13 protein-coding genes are annotated in these 16,650 nt (G+C 65.5%); 11 read left to right on the forward strand and 2 right to left on the reverse strand.

The window, feature by feature from the left end; translation table 11 throughout:
- Positions 1-234 precede the first annotated feature (234 nt).
- The 10 genes from xdhA (at position 235) to ACOHWE_RS17840 (ending at position 12,551) form a co-directional block, all read left to right on the forward strand.
- On the forward strand, positions 235-1,596 hold the full coding sequence (xdhA, locus tag ACOHWE_RS17795; protein WP_420668076.1) for a xanthine dehydrogenase small subunit: 1,362 nt from the start codon (positions 235-237) through the stop codon (positions 1,594-1,596).
- Positions 1,593-3,989 (forward strand): xanthine dehydrogenase molybdopterin binding subunit, encoded by a 2,397-nt coding sequence (gene xdhB / locus ACOHWE_RS17800; protein ID WP_420668077.1) that lies wholly within the window; start codon positions 1,593-1,595, stop codon positions 3,987-3,989. The genes xdhA and xdhB overlap by 4 nt, the downstream gene beginning before the upstream one ends.
- Positions 3,979-4,926, forward strand: coding sequence for a xanthine dehydrogenase accessory protein XdhC (xdhC, locus tag ACOHWE_RS17805; RefSeq protein WP_420668078.1), 948 nt, complete (start codon positions 3,979-3,981; stop codon positions 4,924-4,926). The genes xdhB and xdhC overlap by 11 nt, the downstream gene beginning before the upstream one ends.
- Positions 4,923-6,440, forward strand: coding sequence for an ABC transporter ATP-binding protein (locus ACOHWE_RS17810; protein WP_420668079.1), 1,518 nt, complete (start codon positions 4,923-4,925; stop codon positions 6,438-6,440). Before xdhC ends, ACOHWE_RS17810 begins: the two co-directional genes overlap by 4 nt.
- 65 nt (positions 6,441-6,505) lie before the next feature.
- Positions 6,506-7,588, forward strand: a complete 1,083-nt coding sequence (locus tag ACOHWE_RS17815) for an ABC transporter permease (RefSeq protein ID WP_420668080.1) — start codon at positions 6,506-6,508, stop codon at positions 7,586-7,588.
- Positions 7,588-8,508, forward strand: coding sequence for an ABC transporter permease (locus ACOHWE_RS17820; protein ID WP_420668081.1), 921 nt, complete (start codon positions 7,588-7,590; stop codon positions 8,506-8,508). The genes ACOHWE_RS17815 and ACOHWE_RS17820 overlap by 1 nt, the downstream gene beginning before the upstream one ends.
- Positions 8,509-8,574: 66 nt before the next feature.
- Positions 8,575-9,651: a BMP family ABC transporter substrate-binding protein gene (locus ACOHWE_RS17825; RefSeq protein ID WP_420668082.1), complete on the forward strand. Its 1,077-nt coding sequence runs from the start codon at positions 8,575-8,577 to the stop codon at positions 9,649-9,651.
- A gap of 209 nt (positions 9,652-9,860) precedes the next feature.
- Positions 9,861-10,802, forward strand: a complete 942-nt coding sequence (locus ACOHWE_RS17830) for an aldo/keto reductase (protein ID WP_420668083.1) — start codon at positions 9,861-9,863, stop codon at positions 10,800-10,802.
- Positions 10,803-10,806: 4 nt separating this feature from the next.
- Positions 10,807-11,883, forward strand: a complete 1,077-nt coding sequence (locus ACOHWE_RS17835; protein WP_420668084.1) for an NAD(P)/FAD-dependent oxidoreductase — start codon at positions 10,807-10,809, stop codon at positions 11,881-11,883.
- Complete coding sequence (locus tag ACOHWE_RS17840) at positions 11,883-12,551, forward strand: DUF938 domain-containing protein (RefSeq protein WP_420668085.1); 669 nt, start codon at positions 11,883-11,885, stop codon at positions 12,549-12,551. The genes ACOHWE_RS17835 and ACOHWE_RS17840 overlap by 1 nt, the downstream gene beginning before the upstream one ends.
- Positions 12,552-12,687: 136 nt before the next feature.
- On the opposite strand, the gene ACOHWE_RS17845 is transcribed toward ACOHWE_RS17840, so the two are convergent.
- A complete protein-coding gene (locus tag ACOHWE_RS17845) occupies positions 12,688-13,107 on the reverse strand; it encodes a PRC-barrel domain-containing protein (RefSeq protein WP_420668086.1) in 420 nt (139 codons plus the stop codon).
- A 424-nt stretch (positions 13,108-13,531) separates the two neighbouring features.
- On the opposite strand from ACOHWE_RS17845, the gene ACOHWE_RS17850 reads away from it, so the two are divergent.
- Entirely contained in the window at positions 13,532-13,948 is a 417-nt protein-coding gene (locus tag ACOHWE_RS17850; protein WP_420668087.1) for a VOC family protein, read from the forward strand.
- A 156-nt stretch (positions 13,949-14,104) separates the two neighbouring features.
- On the opposite strand, the gene ACOHWE_RS17855 is transcribed toward ACOHWE_RS17850, so the two are convergent.
- Positions 14,105-16,612 carry a GcvT family protein gene (locus tag ACOHWE_RS17855; protein WP_420668088.1) on the reverse strand — a complete coding sequence of 836 codons (2,508 nt, stop codon included), beginning with the start codon at positions 16,610-16,612 and terminating at the stop codon, positions 14,105-14,107.
- Positions 16,613-16,650: the final 38 nt, after the last annotated feature.

The raw sequence follows: 16,650 nt of genomic DNA on the forward strand, positions 1-16,650 counted from the left end.
AGCAGATGACCCGCAACAACCCGCTATAATTATTAGATAATAACCGGCGGGGCCGTGCTTGAGAAACAATCTGTCCCTCTATTTGCTGCATCGCAGTGTCAGTTTTTCTTGCCATAACACGGCAATGCTCCCTAGGCTATTGATCAGCAAGCAAAAGCAAGGCCCGCCGCTCTTTCTACGCCGCATCGAAGGAGGGCATCTTGGGTTCACGGGGTAAGGCGGCGGGTTTCAGCTATGACGGTTACCTTTCATCTCAACGGTGAGGAGGTAAGCCTGCCGGACCCCGACCCGGCAGCAACCCTGCTCGACTGGCTGCGCGAGGACCGCGGACTCACCGGAACCAAGGAAGGCTGCAACGAAGGCGACTGCGGCGCCTGCACGGTGATGGTCACCGATGCGTACGGCAGCAAGCCCCTGAACGCCTGCATCCTGTTTTTGCCGCAGCTTAACGGCAAGGCGGTGCGCACCGTCGAAGGCGCCGCAGGCCCGGATGGCAGCCTGCATCCGGTCCAGGAAGCGATGGTGGAGCACCACGGCAGCCAGTGCGGCTTCTGCACCCCGGGCTTCATCATGGCGATGGTCACCGCGCACGCCAACGGCGCCAAAGACTACGACGACCAGCTCGCAGGCAACCTGTGCCGCTGCACTGGCTACGCCCCCATCATCCGCGCGTCGGAGGCCGCCGCCAAACACCCGGTGCCCGACTGGATCGCGCAGGACCACGCCGGCGAGCCCGGCGCCCAGCCCTTGATGCCGCGCACCGCGGACGAACTGGCCAAACTCTATGAAGAGAACCCCGGCGCCACCCTCGTGGCCGGCGCCACCGACGTGGGCCTCTGGGTCACCAAGGGCCTGCGCGATCTGCCGCAGATGATCTTCCTCGACGGCTGCCCCGATCTGAAGGACATCACCATCACCGAAGACAGCGTACGCATCGGCGCGATGGCGGACATGAACCGGTTGCGTGCGGCAATGCAGGACTTGCACCCTTCTTACGCCGAAATGGCGCGCCGCTTTGCTTCCCAGCAGATACGGGCTGCGGCGACCGTGGGCGGCAATATCGCCAATGGGTCGCCGATCGGGGACAACCCGCCCGCGCTGATCGCGCTCGGGGCCACACTGCACCTGCGCAAGGGCGGTACCCGGCGCGAAATACCGCTGGAGGACTTCTTCCTCGACTACGGCAAGCAGGACCGCCAGCCAGGCGAATTCGTCGAGGCCGTCAGCTTCGCACGCCAGCCGGATGCCTTGCGGGTCTACAAGCTTTCAAAACGCTTTGACCAGGATATCTCCGCCGTGCTGGGCGCCTTCAACGTGACGGTGGAGGATGGCACTGTTACTTCCGCCCGCATCGCCTTTGGCGGCATGGCGGGCATTCCGAAACGCGCAGCGCACGTTGAGGCCGCCCTCACCGGCCAACCCTGGAGCGAGGCCACCGTTGAGCAGGCCTCGGCCGCCTTCGATCAGGACTTCACCCCGATGACCGACATGCGCGCCTCCGCCGATTACCGGCTGGAAACCGCGCGCAACATGCTGGACCGCTATTATTCCGACCTCTCCGGCGCGCCTGTTTCGGTGCTGGAGGTGCGGCCGTGAGCGTGACCAAACCCCTGCCGCATGACGCCGCCCGCCTGCATGTGACCGGCGCCGCCCGTTATGTGGACGACATCCCCGCTCCGCGCGGCACGCTGCATCTGGCGTTTGGGCTCTCGCCCATCGCCAAGGGGCGGATCACCGCGATGGACCTTACGGAGGTGAAAGCGAGCCCCGGCGTGGTGGCAGTGCTCACCGCCGCCGACCTGCCGTTTGACAACGATGTCTCTCCGTCGCTGCACGACGAGCCGCTCCTGGCTGACGGCACAGTGCATTACATCGGACAGCAAGTGTTCCTGGTAGTGGCCGACAGCCACCGCAATGCCCGTGTCGCCGCCCGCAAGGGCCGGGTGGAGTACGCGGAGGAAGAGGCATTGCTGACGCTCGATGCCGCGCTTGCCGCAGACAGCCGTTTCGAGGAAGGCCCGCGCATCTACGAGAAAGGCGATGCTGCCCGGGCCATCGGCGCCGCCCCGCATGTGGTGGAGGATACCTTCGAGATTGGCGGGCAGGAGCATTTCTACCTCGAAGGCCAGGCGGCGATGGCGCTGCCGCAGGAAGATGGCGGCATGCTGGTGCATTCCTCCACCCAGCACCCGACCGAGATCCAGCACAAGGTGGCGGAAGCAATCGGGCTGCCGATGCACTCGGTTCGTGTGGAGACCCGGCGCATGGGCGGCGGCTTTGGCGGCAAGGAAAGCCAGGGCAACGCCCTGGCGGTGGCCTGTGCCGTTGCAGCCCGCCTCACCGGCAAGCCCTGCAAGATGCGCTATGACCGCGACGACGACATGGTGATCACCGGCAAGCGCCACGCGTTCCGGATCTCCTACCGCGCGGGCTTTGACGCGGAGGGGCGCCTGCTGGGCGTCGAGTTCCTGCACCTGGTGAACTGCGGCTGGGCGCAGGACCTGTCGCTGCCGGTCGCGGACCGCGCAATGCTGCATGCAGACAACGCCTATCTGATCCCCGCGATCCGGATCGAGAGCCACCGGCTCAAGACCAACCTGCAAAGCGCCACCGCCTACCGCGGCTTTGGCGGACCGCAGGGTATGGTCGGGATCGAGCGGGTGATGGACCACATCGCCCATACCCTCAGCCGCGATCCGCTGGAGGTGCGGCGGCTGAACTACTACGCCCCTATGCAGGATGGCGATGCCAGCCCGGGTGAGGCGCACGACCGGCGCAAGCTGCCGGAAGGCGGCGGCGATCTCGCCTCCCGCGGGGCCGCCCCGCAGCCCGCCGAGGTGCCGGAGCCGCCAGCGGGAGTGCAAACCACGCCCTACCACATGCCGGTCGAAGACTTCATTCTGCACGAGATGACCGAGCAGCTCGCCGAAAGCGCCGACTACGCCGCCCGGCGCGACGCGGTGCGCAAGTGGAATCGGGAGAACACGCATATCAAGAAGGGCATTGCCTTTTCGCCCGTTAAATTCGGCATCTCCTTCACCCTCACCCACCTCAACCAGGCGGGCGCTTTGGTGCATGTCTATCAGGACGGCTCGATCCACATGAACCATGGCGGCACCGAGATGGGCCAGGGTCTGTTCCAGAAAGTGGCGCAGGTCGCCGCCAGCCGCTTTGGCGTCGGGCTGGAAATGGTGAAGATCACCGCCACCGACACTGCCAAGGTGCCCAACACCTCGGCCACTGCGGCCTCTTCCGGGTCGGACCTCAACGGCATGGCGGTGAAGGCCGCCTGCGACGAGATCCGCGCCCGGATCGAGGATCTGCTGGCCGAACGCTACCAGACCCGCGACATCCGCTTTGCCGGCGGCAAGGTGCATGTGGGCGGCGAGGTGCTGACCTTTACCGAGGCCGCCAGGCTGGCCTACGAGAACCGCGTGAGCCTCAGCGCTACCGGTTTCTACAAGACGCCGAAGATCGAATGGGACCGCATCAAGGGCCGCGGGCGGCCGTTCTACTACTTCGCCTATGGCGCCGCGATTACCGAGGTTGCGCTCGACGGGCGCACCGGCGAGAACCGCATCCTGCGCTGCGACATCCTGCATGACGCCGGCGCCTCGCTGAACCCGGCCATTGACAAGGGCCAGGTCGAGGGCGGCTATGTGCAGGGGGCGGGCTGGCTCACCACCGAGGAGCTGGTCTGGGACGGCGCCGGACGGCTGCGCACCCATGCGCCCTCCACCTACAAGATCCCGGCCTGCTCGGACCGGCCGGATGTGTTCAACGTTGAGCTGTTCAACTGCACCAACCGTGAAAACACCATCTACCGCTCCAAGGCAGTGGGGGAGCCGCCCTTCATGCTGGGCATCTCCGCCTGGCTTGCGCTGAGCGACGCGGCCGCGGCCTTCGGCGACGGCTACCCGCATCTGAATGCGCCTGCGACGGCAGAGGAGCTCTGGCGCGCCACGCGGAGGCTGCGCGATGGGGTTTGATGTCCAGGCGCTCCGGCAGGCGGTGGAAGCGCAGGGCCGCGTGGTCCGCGTGGTGATCGCCGCCGTGCGCGGCTCCTCCCCCCGCGAGCCGGGCGCGGCCATGCTGGTCTGGGAGGATGGCCAGTCCGGCACCATCGGCGGCGGCTCGCTGGAGTTCGAGGCCGCTGCGGCCGCGCGCAGGCAGCGCCAGCCTTCGCTGCTCAGCACCCATGCGCTGGGGCCCGCGCTTGGCCAGTGCTGCGGCGGCTCGGTCACGCTGCTGAGCGAGGTCTACACCGCCGCCGAAGTGGCCAGGCTGGACGCGGAGGTCATCGCCCGCCCGGCAGCAGCTGCCGCAGCGCCCGCAGAGATGCCGCTTGCGGTAAGCCGCATCCTCGCCGCCGCCCGCAGCCAGGGACGCGCGCCAGAGCCGCAGCTGGCCGGGGACTGGATGATCGAACCCGTGCACCGCCCGGAAACGCCCCTGTGGATCTGGGGCGCGGGCCATGTCGGCCGCGCGCTTGTCGATGTGCTGTCGCCGATGCCGGGGCTGGAGATCACCTGGGTCGACACCGCGCCCGAACGCTTCCCGGATCAGATCCCGCCCCAGGTCACCCAACTGGTGGCGGCAGATCCTGTGCTCCTGCTGCGTCATGCACCTGAGAATGCACAACATTTGGTGCTAACCTATTCCCACGCACTGGATCTGGCGCTATGCCACGGCCTGCTGAGCCATGGTTTCGCCTTTGCCGGGCTGATCGGCTCGGCCACGAAATGGGCGCGGTTCCGCGCGCGCCTTTCTGCCCTGGGCCATAGCCCGGAGCAGATCACCAGGATCACTTGCCCGATCGGCGATCCGCAACTGGGCAAACATCCGCAAATGATTGCGGTCGGCGTCGCGGCACAGCTGCTGCGGCTCGGTGCAAAAAACGAATTGAAAGAGGACCGCCGCGCGTGACCGTTCCACTCTTGAGCCTGCAAGGCCTGACAAAGGCCTACCCCGGAGTTGTGGCCAACGACAATGTCTCCTTCGACATCGGCGAAGGCGAGGTGCATGCCCTCCTGGGCGAAAACGGCGCCGGGAAATCGACTTTGGTAAAGATGATTTACGGGCTGGTGAAACCCGACAGCGGTAAGATGCTGCTGCGCGGCCAGCCGTTCGAACCGGGCGAGCCGCGCCAGGCGCGTGCCGACGGCATCGCCATGGTGTTCCAGCATTTCTCGCTGTTCGACGCGCTGAACGTGGCGGAAAACATCGCGCTGGGGATGGAGAACCCGCCGCCGATGCGCGACCTCGCCGCCCGCATCCGCGAGGTGTCGGAGACCTACGGCCTGCCGCTCGACCCGTTCCGCACCGTCGGGGACCTCTCCGCCGGGGAGCGCCAGCGGGTGGAGATCATCCGCTGCCTGCTGCAAGACCCGAAGCTCCTTATCATGGACGAGCCGACCTCGGTGCTGACACCGCAGGAGGTGGAGATCCTGTTCAAGACCCTGCAGAAACTGCGCGGCGAGGGCACCTCGATCCTCTATATCTCCCACAAGCTGGAAGAGATCCGCACGCTTTGCGACCACGCCACCATCCTGCGGCTGGGCAAGAACGTGGGCGAATGCACGCCTTCGGAGACCTCGGCCCGCGACATGGCGGAGATGATGGTGGGCAGCGCGCTGCAAACCCCGGAACGTTCGGGGCGCGCGCTTGGAGAGGTGGCGCTCGACATCACCGGCCTTTCGGTGCCCGCGCCCTCGGCCTTCGGCACCGCGCTGAAGAACGTGCACCTGACCGTGCGCAAGGGCGAGATCCTGGGCATCGGCGGCGTGGCCGGCAACGGCCAGGACGAGCTCCTTGGCGTCTTGTCCGGTGAAACGCTGACCGCTCCGGACGCAGTGAAGCTGCACGGGAAGCCGATTGGCCGCCTCGGTCCCACCGCGCGGCGCAGGCTCGGTGTGCTGGCCGCCCCGGAAGAGCGCCTCGGCCACGCCGCGGCACCGGACATGAGCCTGACCGAGAATGCCATGCTGACCGCCTCGGTGCGGGAGAAGCTGGAAAAGAACGGGTTTCTGAACTGGGGCGCCTCCAAGGAGTTTGCCGAGCGCGTGATCAAGGCCTTTGACGTGCGCACCCCCGGCCCCGGCAACGCGGCACGCTCGCTGTCCGGCGGCAACCTGCAGAAGTTTGTGATCGGCCGCGAGGTGCTTCAGGACCCCGAGGTTCTGGTGGTGAACCAGCCGACCTGGGGCGTCGATGCCGCCGCCGCCGCCGCCATCCGCCAGTCGCTGCTGGACCTCGCAGCAAAGGGTACGGCCGTGATCTGCATCAGCCAGGACCTGGACGAACTGATGGAGATCTCCGACAGTTTCGCCGCCCTCAACGAAGGCCGCCTGAGCGCCCCGCGCGAGGCGATGGGCCTGACTGTGGACGAGATCGGCCTGATGATGGGCGGTGCGCATGGCATGGAAGTGGCGCATGTCTGAGGCGGCCCGCAGAATTCGCCTCCGGCGAGAGTATTTTTGGAAAGATGAAACAGGGAGCCGTCTGAATGATCCGGCTTGAGAAACGGCCGCAGCCGTCGCGCGCCTGGTCGATGGCCACGCCGCTGGTGGCGGTGCTGGCCACGATGGTGTTTGGCGGGCTGCTGTTCGCCGCACTTGGCAAACCGCCCGTCGAGGCGATCCGCATTATTTTCTGGGACCCGCTGTTCGGCGAGTTCGCCTTCTACTACCGGCCACAGCTATTGGTAAAGGGCGCGCCGCTGGTGCTGATCGCGATTGGCCTGTCGCTGGGCTTCCGCGCTGGTATCTGGAACATCGGCGCCGAGGGCCAGTATATTATGGGCGCCATCTGCGGCGCGGGCGCGGGCCTTGCCTTCTATCCGCTTGAGGCCTGGTACATCTTCCCGATCATGGTGATCGCCGGCGCGCTTGGCGGCTGGGCCTGGGCGATGATCCCGGCGGTTCTGAAAGTGCGCTTCGGCACCAACGAGATCCTGGTTTCCCTGATGCTCGTCTATGTGGCGGAGCAGATGCTGGCCTCGGTCTCGCTGGGGCTGTTGAAGAACCCCGAGGGCTTCGGCTTTCCCGGCTCGCGCAACCTGCAGGCTTGGGACAGCGCCCATAACGCCGAGCTGATCACAGGCACCGGCATGCACTGGGGCGTGGTCGCGGCGCTGATCGCGGTGATCTTTGCCTATGTGCTCCTCAACCGGCACATGCTGGGCTACCACATCCGCCTGACCGGCGAGGCACCGCGCGCGGCGCGCTTCGCAGGCGTCAACCCGGCGCGGCTGATCCTGTTCTGCCTTGGCACCTCCGGCGCGCTGGCGGGGCTTGCTGGCCTGTTCGAGGTCTCCGGGCCGTCGGGGCAGATCTCCATCGACTTCAACGTGGGGTACGGATTCACCGCCATTATCGTCGCCTTCCTCGGCCGGCTGCACCCGGTGGGCATCCTGCTCGCGGGCGGGTTGCTGGCGCTCACCTATATTGGCGGCGACATTGCCCAGTCGAATTTGCAGCTGCCCGCCGCTGCCATTCAGGTTTTCCAGGGCATGCTCCTCTTCTTCCTGCTGGCCTTCGACCTGCTCACCAATTTCCGCATCGCAATCGGCAAGCCGGAGGTGGCCTGATGGATCTTTCTGCAATCAACCCGGTCCTGCTGATCGCCTCCCTGATGGTGGCGGCGACCCCGCTGCTGCTGGCCGCCATCGGCGAACTCGTAGTGGAGAAATCCGGTGTCCTGAACCTCGGCGTCGAGGGCATGATGATCGTCGGTGCCATCGCAGGCTTCGCCACCGCGGTGGAAACCGGCTCCCCTGCCCTGGGCTTTGTCGCTGCGGCCTTTGCAGGGGCGGCACTGTCGATCCTGTTCGCGATTTTGACCCAATTCGCGCTGGCGAACCAGGTCGCCTCGGGACTTGCGCTTACCCTGTTCGGGCTCGGCCTCTCCGCTCTGATGGGGCAGTCGTATGTCGGTGTCAAACCCCCGCGGATGGGCGATATCCACATCCCGGTTCTGAGCGAGCTGCCGGTGATCGGGCCGATCCTGTTCAGCCATGACATCGTGCTTTATTTCGGCATCCTGCTGACCGCTGCCGTCTGGTGGATTCTGAAATACTCGCGCATGGGGCTGGTCCTGCGCGCGGTGGGCGAGAGCCACGACGCCGCCCATGCGCTTGGCTACAAGGTGGTGAAGATCCGCCTGATGGCGATCATGTTCGGCGGCGCCTGCGCCGGGCTTGGCGGCGCCTACATCAGCCTGATCCGGGTGCCGCAATGGACCGAGGGGATGACCGCGGGCATCGGCTGGATTGCCCTGGCGCTGGTGGTCTTTGCCAGCTGGAAGCCGTGGCGCGCGCTGGCGGGTGCCTATCTTTTCGGCGGCGTCACCGTGGTCCAGCTCAATCTGCAGGCGGCGGGCGTTGCCATCCCGGTCGAGTATCTGGCAATGTCACCCTATCTGATTACGATCCTTGTGCTTGTTATCCTTTCTGCGGACAAAAGCAGCGCCCCGGCGTCGCTCGGCCGCAATTTCCACGCCTCCCGCTAACGCGGGAGGCTCATGCCCGCCCCGGGCCTTCGGGGCCAAACAAAACCAACTTGGGAGAGCCCGTTGATGAAACTGACAACCCTTCTCACCAGCGCCGCAATGGCCCTGGGCCTGGCCGGCGGCGCGCTGGCTGCCGAAGACAAGACCAAGGTGGGCTTCGTCTACGTCGGCCCGGTGGGCGATGGCGGCTGGACCTATGAGCACGACCAGGGCCGCAAGGCCGTCGAAGCCGAGTTCGGCGACAAGGTCGAAACGGTATACGTGGAGAACGTGGCAGAAGGCCCCGACGCCGAGCGGGTGATGACCCAGATGGCGCTGGAGGGCGCCGACCTGATCTTCACCACCTCATTTGGCTACATGGACCCGACCATCAACGTCGCCAAGAAATTCCCCAATGTGAAGTTCGAGCACGCCACCGGCTACAAACGCGCCGATAACGTCTCGACCTATTCCGCCCGCTTCTATGAGGGCCGGGCGGTGCAGGGCACCATCGCGGGCCACATGACCGAAAGCAACATTATCGGCTACATCGGCTCCTACCCGATCCCGGAAGTGATCCGCGGCATCAACTCGGCCTATATCCACGCCAAGAAGGTAAACCCCGACGTCCAGTTCAAGATCGTCTGGGCCTTCACTTGGTTCGATCCGGCCAAAGAGGCCGACGCGGCCAGCGTGCTGATCGAACAGGGCGCCGACGTGATCCTGCAGCACACCGACTCGACCGCGCCGCAGGCAGCGGCTCAGGCGGCGGGCAACGTGATCACCTTCGGCCAGGCCTCCGACATGTCCGAATACGCTCCGAAGCCGCGGGTCTCCTCGATCATCGACAACTGGGCGCCCTATTACATCGAGCGCACCAAGGCGGTGATGGACGGCACCTGGGAAAGCGTCGACACCTGGCACGGCATCAAGGAAGGCATGGTCGAAATCGGCGAGATTTCCGACGCGGTTCCGGCCGAGGTCAAGGAGGCCGCGCTGGCCCTGAAGGAAGCCATCGCCAGCGGTGAGCACCACCCCTTCACCGGCCCGCTCAACAAGCAGGACGGCACGCCGTGGCTGGCCGAGGGCGAAGTGGCCGATGACGGCACGCTCGCGGGTATGAACTTCTATGTCGAGGGTATCGACGGCGACATCCCGCAGTAAGCCCGAGGTCCTATTGGATACCGGAAAGGTCCGCCGCAAGGCGGGCCTTTTTGCTGCCCTCCAGGACGTGCTGCGCCCGGCCGCGCGGCGGCCCGGAAAATTCGGGAATTCCCCGCCCAGGATCCGTCCGGAATCCTCGCCCCGCCGCCTTTGGGCGGCATCGCCAAATCGCGCTTCCGGATCCTCCGGTCCTGTGCCACTCTCCGCGCATGAGCAGGATTCTGACCACACAGGATGGCACTCCAGCCAGCCGTTTTGCCTTTGGCACCATGCAGTTCGGCGGCCGCGCCGATGAGGCGCAGTCAGCCGCGATGTATGCCGCCTGCCGGGCAGCGGGTATCAATCATTTCGACACCGCCTGGGTCTATACCGATGGCAGCTCGGAGCGGATCCTGGGCCGGCTGGTCCGCGAGGAACGCGACCGCCTGCTGATCGCCACCAAGGCGGGCTACACCGGCGGTGCGGGTGCGGAGAACATCCGCAGCCAGTTCGACGACAGCCGCCGGCGTTTGGGGCTGGAGATGATCGATATCCTTTATCTGCACCGGTTCGATCCGGACACGGACCTGCATGAGTCGCTGGAATGCCTTGCCACGCTGCAGGACGCCGGGCTGATCCGCTATGCGGGGTTATCCAACTTCGCCGCGTGGCAGGTAATGAAGGCACAGATGGAGGGCGCCGTCTCGGGACTCGCCATCGACATAGTGCAGCCAATGTATTCGCTGGTGAAACGCCAGGCCGAGGTCGAGATCCTGCCGATGTGCGCCGACCAGGACATCGCCGTGGCGCCCTATTCGCCGCTCGGTGGCGGGTTGCTGAGCGGCAAATACGCTGCGGGCGGCAGTGGGCGTCTGGACGAGGATCCGCGCTATAACCGCCGTTATGGCGAGGCGCACATGCGCGAGACCGCGCAGCGGCTGGCGGCGCTCGCGGCGGAGCGCGGCACTCATCCCGCCACCCTTGCCGTGGCCTGGGCGGCGGCACATCCCGCGCGGCCGATGCCGATCATCTCGGCCCGTAACGCGGAACAGCTCCAGCCCTCGCTGGCGGCACTTGATCTGCGGATGGACCGCGAACTCTACCAGGCCATCGCCGCCCTCAGCCCGCGGCCCGCACCTGCCACCGACCGGCTCGAAGAACAGGAGGCCTAGGCGAATGCAGGATTTCCTCGTGATCGGCGGCGGCATCGCGGGCTTGAGCGCTGCGGCGCGGCTCTCGGCGCTAGGACAGGTGACCGTGCTGGAGATGGAGGACGCGCTTGGCTACCACGCCTCGGGCCGCTCCGCTGCGCTGTTCGAGCAAAACTACGGCAATTCCGCGGTGGTGGCGCTGAGCCGGGCGAGCGCCGCCTACCACCGCGAGTCCAATGGCGGTTATCTCACACCGCGCGGGCTGATGCTAGTGGCGGGGACGGAGGAAGCCGACCTCTTTGCGCGCGACTGCGATGCGCTGGGAATGGCGCCGCTGGACCTCGATGAGGCCCGCGCAATGGTGCCAGTTTTGAACCGGAATACAGTAGCCCAAACCGCGTTCAGCAGCGAAGCCGAGGATATCGACACAGACCGGATGCTGCAGGATTTCGCGCGATCCGTGCGCGCGGGCGGCGGCAGAGTGGTGACCAAGGCGCCGGTTACCACGATCACCCGCATCGCTGGCGGCTGGCAGCTGCAGGCGGGCGGCGAGGCGTATGAAGGCCGCCAGCTAGTCAACGCCGCGGGCGCCTGGGCTGACCGTATCGCGGCCCTGGCAAACGTCGTGCCCGTCGGCTTGCAGCCGCGGCGGCGCTCAATGGCGCGGCTGCCTTCGCCGGGCGGCCACGACGTGCGCGGCTGGCCGATGCTGCTCGGCGCAGGCGAGACCTGGTACGCCAAACCGGATGCGGGCAAGCTGCTGGTCTCCCCCGCTGATGCTGACCCGGTGGAGCCGCATGACGCCTTTGCCGACGACATGGTGCTGGCCGAGGGGCTTGCCCGTTACGAGGCGATGGTGAGCGAACCGGTCACAAGGGTGGAGAGCAACTGGGCCGGGCTGCGCAGTTTCGTTGCGGACGGGGCACTGGTGCTGGGACCGGACCCGGCCTGTCCGGAGTTCATCTGGTGCGCGGCGCAGGGCGGCTACGGCTTTCAGACCGCGCCTGCCGCCTCGCAGCTCCTGGCCGATTTGGTGGCGGGCCGCAACCCCGAACTCGATGCCGCGGCTGTGGCGGCACTGCGGCCGGACCGGCTGCGCTGATGCCGCTGCGCGGGGTGCCCGGCGCCGCCTCAGCAGCGCGGCCTGAGGCGGCGCCAGGCTCGGATAAGCTCACAGCTCCGGCTGCGGCCCGCAACACGCCGGCAATCCGCGATTTGCTTCTGCGTGTTGCACCGGAACGCGGCCACGCGCTGGAATTGGCCAGCGGCACGGGCCAGCACGCCGTGGCCTGCGCTTCTTGCATGCCGAACCTGATTTGGCAGCCGAGCGAACTGGACCCGTCCCGGCTCGCCAGCATTCAGGCGTATGTCTCAGAGGCCGGTCTCGATAATCTCAGGGCACCTATCGAAGTCGATGCGGCGGCACCTGGCTGGTCAGCGTTGCATTCTGGCCAGAACCTGATCGTTCTCATCAATCTCCTGCACCTGATCAGTGGAAGCGAAGCGCAGGTGCTGGTTCGCGAAGCCGCCGCCGCACTTGCGCCAGGCGGGCGTTTCGTACTCTATGGCCCCTTCCTGCGCGCAGGAAAGCTGACAAGCCCCGGAGACCGCGCCTTCCATGCTACCCTCAGCGCACATGACCCCAAGATAGGCTACAAGGACGACCGGGCGGTTGAAACCTGGCTTGCAGCGGCCGGGCTGCAGGTGGTTGAGGTGGCCGAGATGCCTGCCAACAACCTCGCGTTCATTGCGGAGAAGCCGGTGGGCTGAGGCCGGACGGCCGCGACGGGGAACCGGATTCCGGCGCAGTAACCGGGCTGGAAATTTACACTCTCCAATTCCGCAATCACCGCACCCCGCAAAAGGAAAGAGGGGCCTTGCGGCCCCTCATTTGGGTTAGGAAAGATTAATCCCACCAGCCTTCGTCGACCGAAGGCATCTCTTCCAGCTGCTCTTCGGTGAAGCGGGTGACGATCACGTATTTCTTGTCGTCAACCGGTGCCAGACGCATGTCCTCGACCGGGATCATCACGTGTTTGTCGCCCACGTCCAGGAAGCCGCCGATCTCTGCTACCACGCCTTTCACCTGGCCGTTGCGGTCCAGAATGATGTCTTCGATCTCACCGATGTCGTTCCAGTCAGGTCCGACACCATCAGCTTCCCAATTGCCCCAGGTGTCCTCATCCATCGGGCCGTTCAGAGTGTAAATGTCGCCGCCGGTGATGTCGCGGGTGCGGATCAGGTTGGCGGTGTCCATGTGCGTTTCGGCCAGTGCCGGCGCAGCTGCCATACCTGCGGCGAGGGCGATGGTTGCGAGACGTTTCATGTGACTTCTCCTTTCCCAGTTGCTTCATCAGGGTAACGAGTGCCGGGCGCGAAGGTTCCTGGAAAATGCAAGAAATATCCAGCCCCTTGGCCGCTGCCACGCCGGTTGCAGCTGGCGCGGAGAGCCGGGGGCAGAGAGCCGCTGCGCCGCGCGCCGCCGCGGGGGCTGCCTGAATTCCGGTTTTCGGCGAAGCACCCGGCCCTGCGCTCCATACGCACGGGTGCAAGGTAAAGCCTCCTGGAGAGACGCCTGCAGGGTTGGGCGGCATTGCCGCGCGCGGGGCCAGGTGAGCTTGCACTGCAGTTGCACCGTTGCCGGCTTCGGGGAACGACAGGGATCGCACAATGGGCCGGGTTATCTGTAAGCTGACAAAACCCCAGTGATCTCGCCTGAGTAACCAGGCATTCGGAAAGAAACACGAAGTATGATTGCCTACGTCACAATTGGAGCGGACGATATCGCGCGCGCAAAGCGGTTTTATTCCGCGTTCCTTCCGGCCCTTGGCTACGAGCTGAAAGAAGGCCCAGCGGGACTGAGTTATGCGCTGCCTGCAGAACCGGGGCAGTCTCCCGTTCTGCCTGACTTCTACGTCAAGCCTCCCTTCGACGGAGGTCCTGCCTCGGCCGGAAACGGGTTCATGGTCGCATTCGCGGCCCGAAATCAGAAGCAGGTGCGTGACCTCTACACCGCCGCGCTGCTCGCGGGCGGTTCCAGCGAAGGGGAGCCGGGGTTTCGTGCCGCTTATGGACCGCAGTTCTATGTTGGTTACCTTCGCGATCCCCAGGGCAACAAGATCGCCCTGTTTTCAAGTGATCCGAACGAACCGGGGCGGGACGGATAAGGCCTGTTCCACAAGCCGCCGGAACCATACGCTGCACTGCGGGAAACCGGTCGAATGGGCTCGAAACCGCCCTTGTGCGCCGTCCGGCCGACCGCAGTCCCCCAACGAAAAAGCCCCGGCCAAAGACCGGGGCTTCGTAAGTTCTCGCACGAGACCTCACCCGTTCTGGCGGATGGTCTCGTTCTTCGGGTCATAGGGGCTGTCGCAGGTGACTACCGCATTCCACAGCTTGTCCTGCATCTTGACCTTCAGCCTGGTGCCTTCCACAGCGAGCTCCGGCTTCACGTAGCCCATGCCGATGGACTTGCCGAAGGCCACCGAGTAGCCGCCAGAAGTCAGACGCCCGACGCGGGTGCCCTCTTCGGTATAGAGCGCCTCGCGGCCCCAGGGGTCGGCGTCCGAGGGGCCGTCGATCAGCAGGGTGCAGCATTTGACGCGCACGCCGGTCTCGATCAGCTTGTCCTTGCCGTGGAAGTCCTTCTCCAGCTCGACAAAGCGCGGCAGGTCGGCTTCCAGCGGGGTTGCATCGCGGCCCAGCTCGTTGCCGAAGGCACGGTAGGATTTCTCCTGGCGCAGCCAGTTCTGGGCGCGCGCGCCGACCAGCTTCATGCCGTGCTTTTCACCGGCCTTTTCGAGCAGGTCGAACAGGTAGTTCTGCATCTCGATGGGGTGATGCAGCTCCCAGCCCAGCTCGCCTGTGTAGGCAACGCGGATCGCATTGACCGGGCACATGCCCAGTTCGATCTGCTTGGCCGAAAGCCACGGGAAGCGCTTGTTCGACAGCGCGGTTTCCGGATCTGCGTCGTTGATCACTTCTTTCAGAACGTCGCGCGACTTCGGCCCTGCGATGGCAAAGACGCCCCACTGGGTGGTCACATCCTGGATCTCGATGTAGCCGAACTCCTCCATCTTGTCCTCGGCGGCCTTCCTCAGGAAGTCCGCGTCATACTCGGTCCAGGCACCGGCGGAGACCAGGTAGTAGTTGTTCTCACCGTTGCGCACGATGGTGTATTCGGTGCGGGTGGTGCCCGCCGAGGTCAGCGCGTAGGTGAGGTTGATACGGCCGATTTTGGGCAGCTTGTTGCAGGTGAACCAATCCAGGAACCGGGTGGCACCGGGGCCTTTGACGACATGTTTGGTAAAGGCGGTTGCGTCGATCAGGCCGACGCCCTCACGGATCGCCTTGGCTTCTTCCACGGCATACTGCCACCACTTGCCGCGGCGGAAGGAGCGGGAGTCGTGGTCGAAGTTTTCTGGTGCGTCCAGCGGGCCGTAGTAGTTCGGGCGTTCCCAGCCGTTCACGAAGCCGAACTGAGCGCCACGCGCCTTCTGGCGATCATAGGCGGGAGCGGTGCGCAGCGGACGGCAGGCCTCGCGCTCCTCATCCGGGTGGTGCAGGATATAGACGTGCTCGTAGCACTCTTCGTTCTTGCGGGCCGCGAACTCGGTGGTCATCCAGTTCTGCGAGTAGCGCTTGGGGTCGAGCGACGCCATGTCGATCTCGGCCTCGCCGTCCACCATCATCTGCGCCAGATAGTAGCCGGTGCCGCCGGCAGCGGTGATGCCGAAGGAGAAGCCTTCTGCCAGCCACATGTTGCGCAGGCCCGGAGCCGGGCCGACCAGCGGGTTGCCGTCGGGGGTATAGCAGATCGGGCCGTTAAAGTCGTCCTTGAGACCGCTCTCGGCGCAGGAGGGAACGCGCTCGGCCATCGCCATGTACTGGTCGGCGATCCGGTCCAGATCCAGCGGGAACAGGTCGGCGCGGAAGCTGTCCGGCACGCCATGCTCGAAGCGCGCGGGCGCGCCGCGCTCGTAGATGCCGAGGATCCAGCCGCCGCGCTCCTCGCGGGCATAGGATTCGTTGTCGGCGTCGCGCACGACCGGGTGCTCCGGATTGCCGGCTGCGCGCCATTTGACCAGCTCGGGGTCCTGATCCATGACGATGAAGGTGTGCTCGACCGGGATCGCCGGCATCTTGATGCCCAGCATCTTTGCGGTGCGCTGCGCGTGGTTGCCGGATGCGGTTACGACGTGCTCGGCGGTGATTACCACCTTCTCGTCGGACTCGACCAGGTTGCCGCCCTTCTCGACCATCTTGGTACAGGTGACTTCCCAATGGGTGCCCGTCCAGTGGAAGGCATCGGCCTGCATCTTCCGGACGATCTCGACACCGCGCTGGCGGGCCCCCTTGGCCATCGCCTGGGTCACGTCGGCGGGGTTAATATAGCCGTCCTCGGTGTGGTAGATCGCGCCCTTCAGATCGGAGGTCTCGATCAGCGGCCAGCGTTCCTTGATCTGCTCCGGGGTCAGCCACTCGTATTTGACGTCGCAGGTTTCGGCGGTGGAGGCATAGAGCATGTATTCGTCCATGCGCTCCTGGGTCTGCGCCATGCGCAGGTTGCCCACCACGGCGAAACCTGCGTTCAAGCCGGTTTCCTCTTCCAGGGTCTTGTAAAAATCGACCGAGTACTTGTGGATGTGGGTGGTCGCATAGGACATGTTGAACAGCGGCAGGAGGCCGGCTGCGTGCCAGGTCGAGCCGGAGGTCAGCTCGTCACGCTCGATCAGCATGACGTCGTCCCAGCCGGCTTTGGCCAGGTGATAGGCAATCGAGGTGCCAACGGCACCGCCGCCGACAACCAGTGCTTTGACTTGGGTTTTCATTCGCCCGCTCTCCGGAGTTATGGGATTCTTGAGGACGG

It is taken from the genome of Cribrihabitans neustonicus (genome assembly GCF_048820895.1).
Classification (GTDB): domain Bacteria; phylum Pseudomonadota; class Alphaproteobacteria; order Rhodobacterales; family Rhodobacteraceae; genus Cribrihabitans_A; species Cribrihabitans_A neustonicus.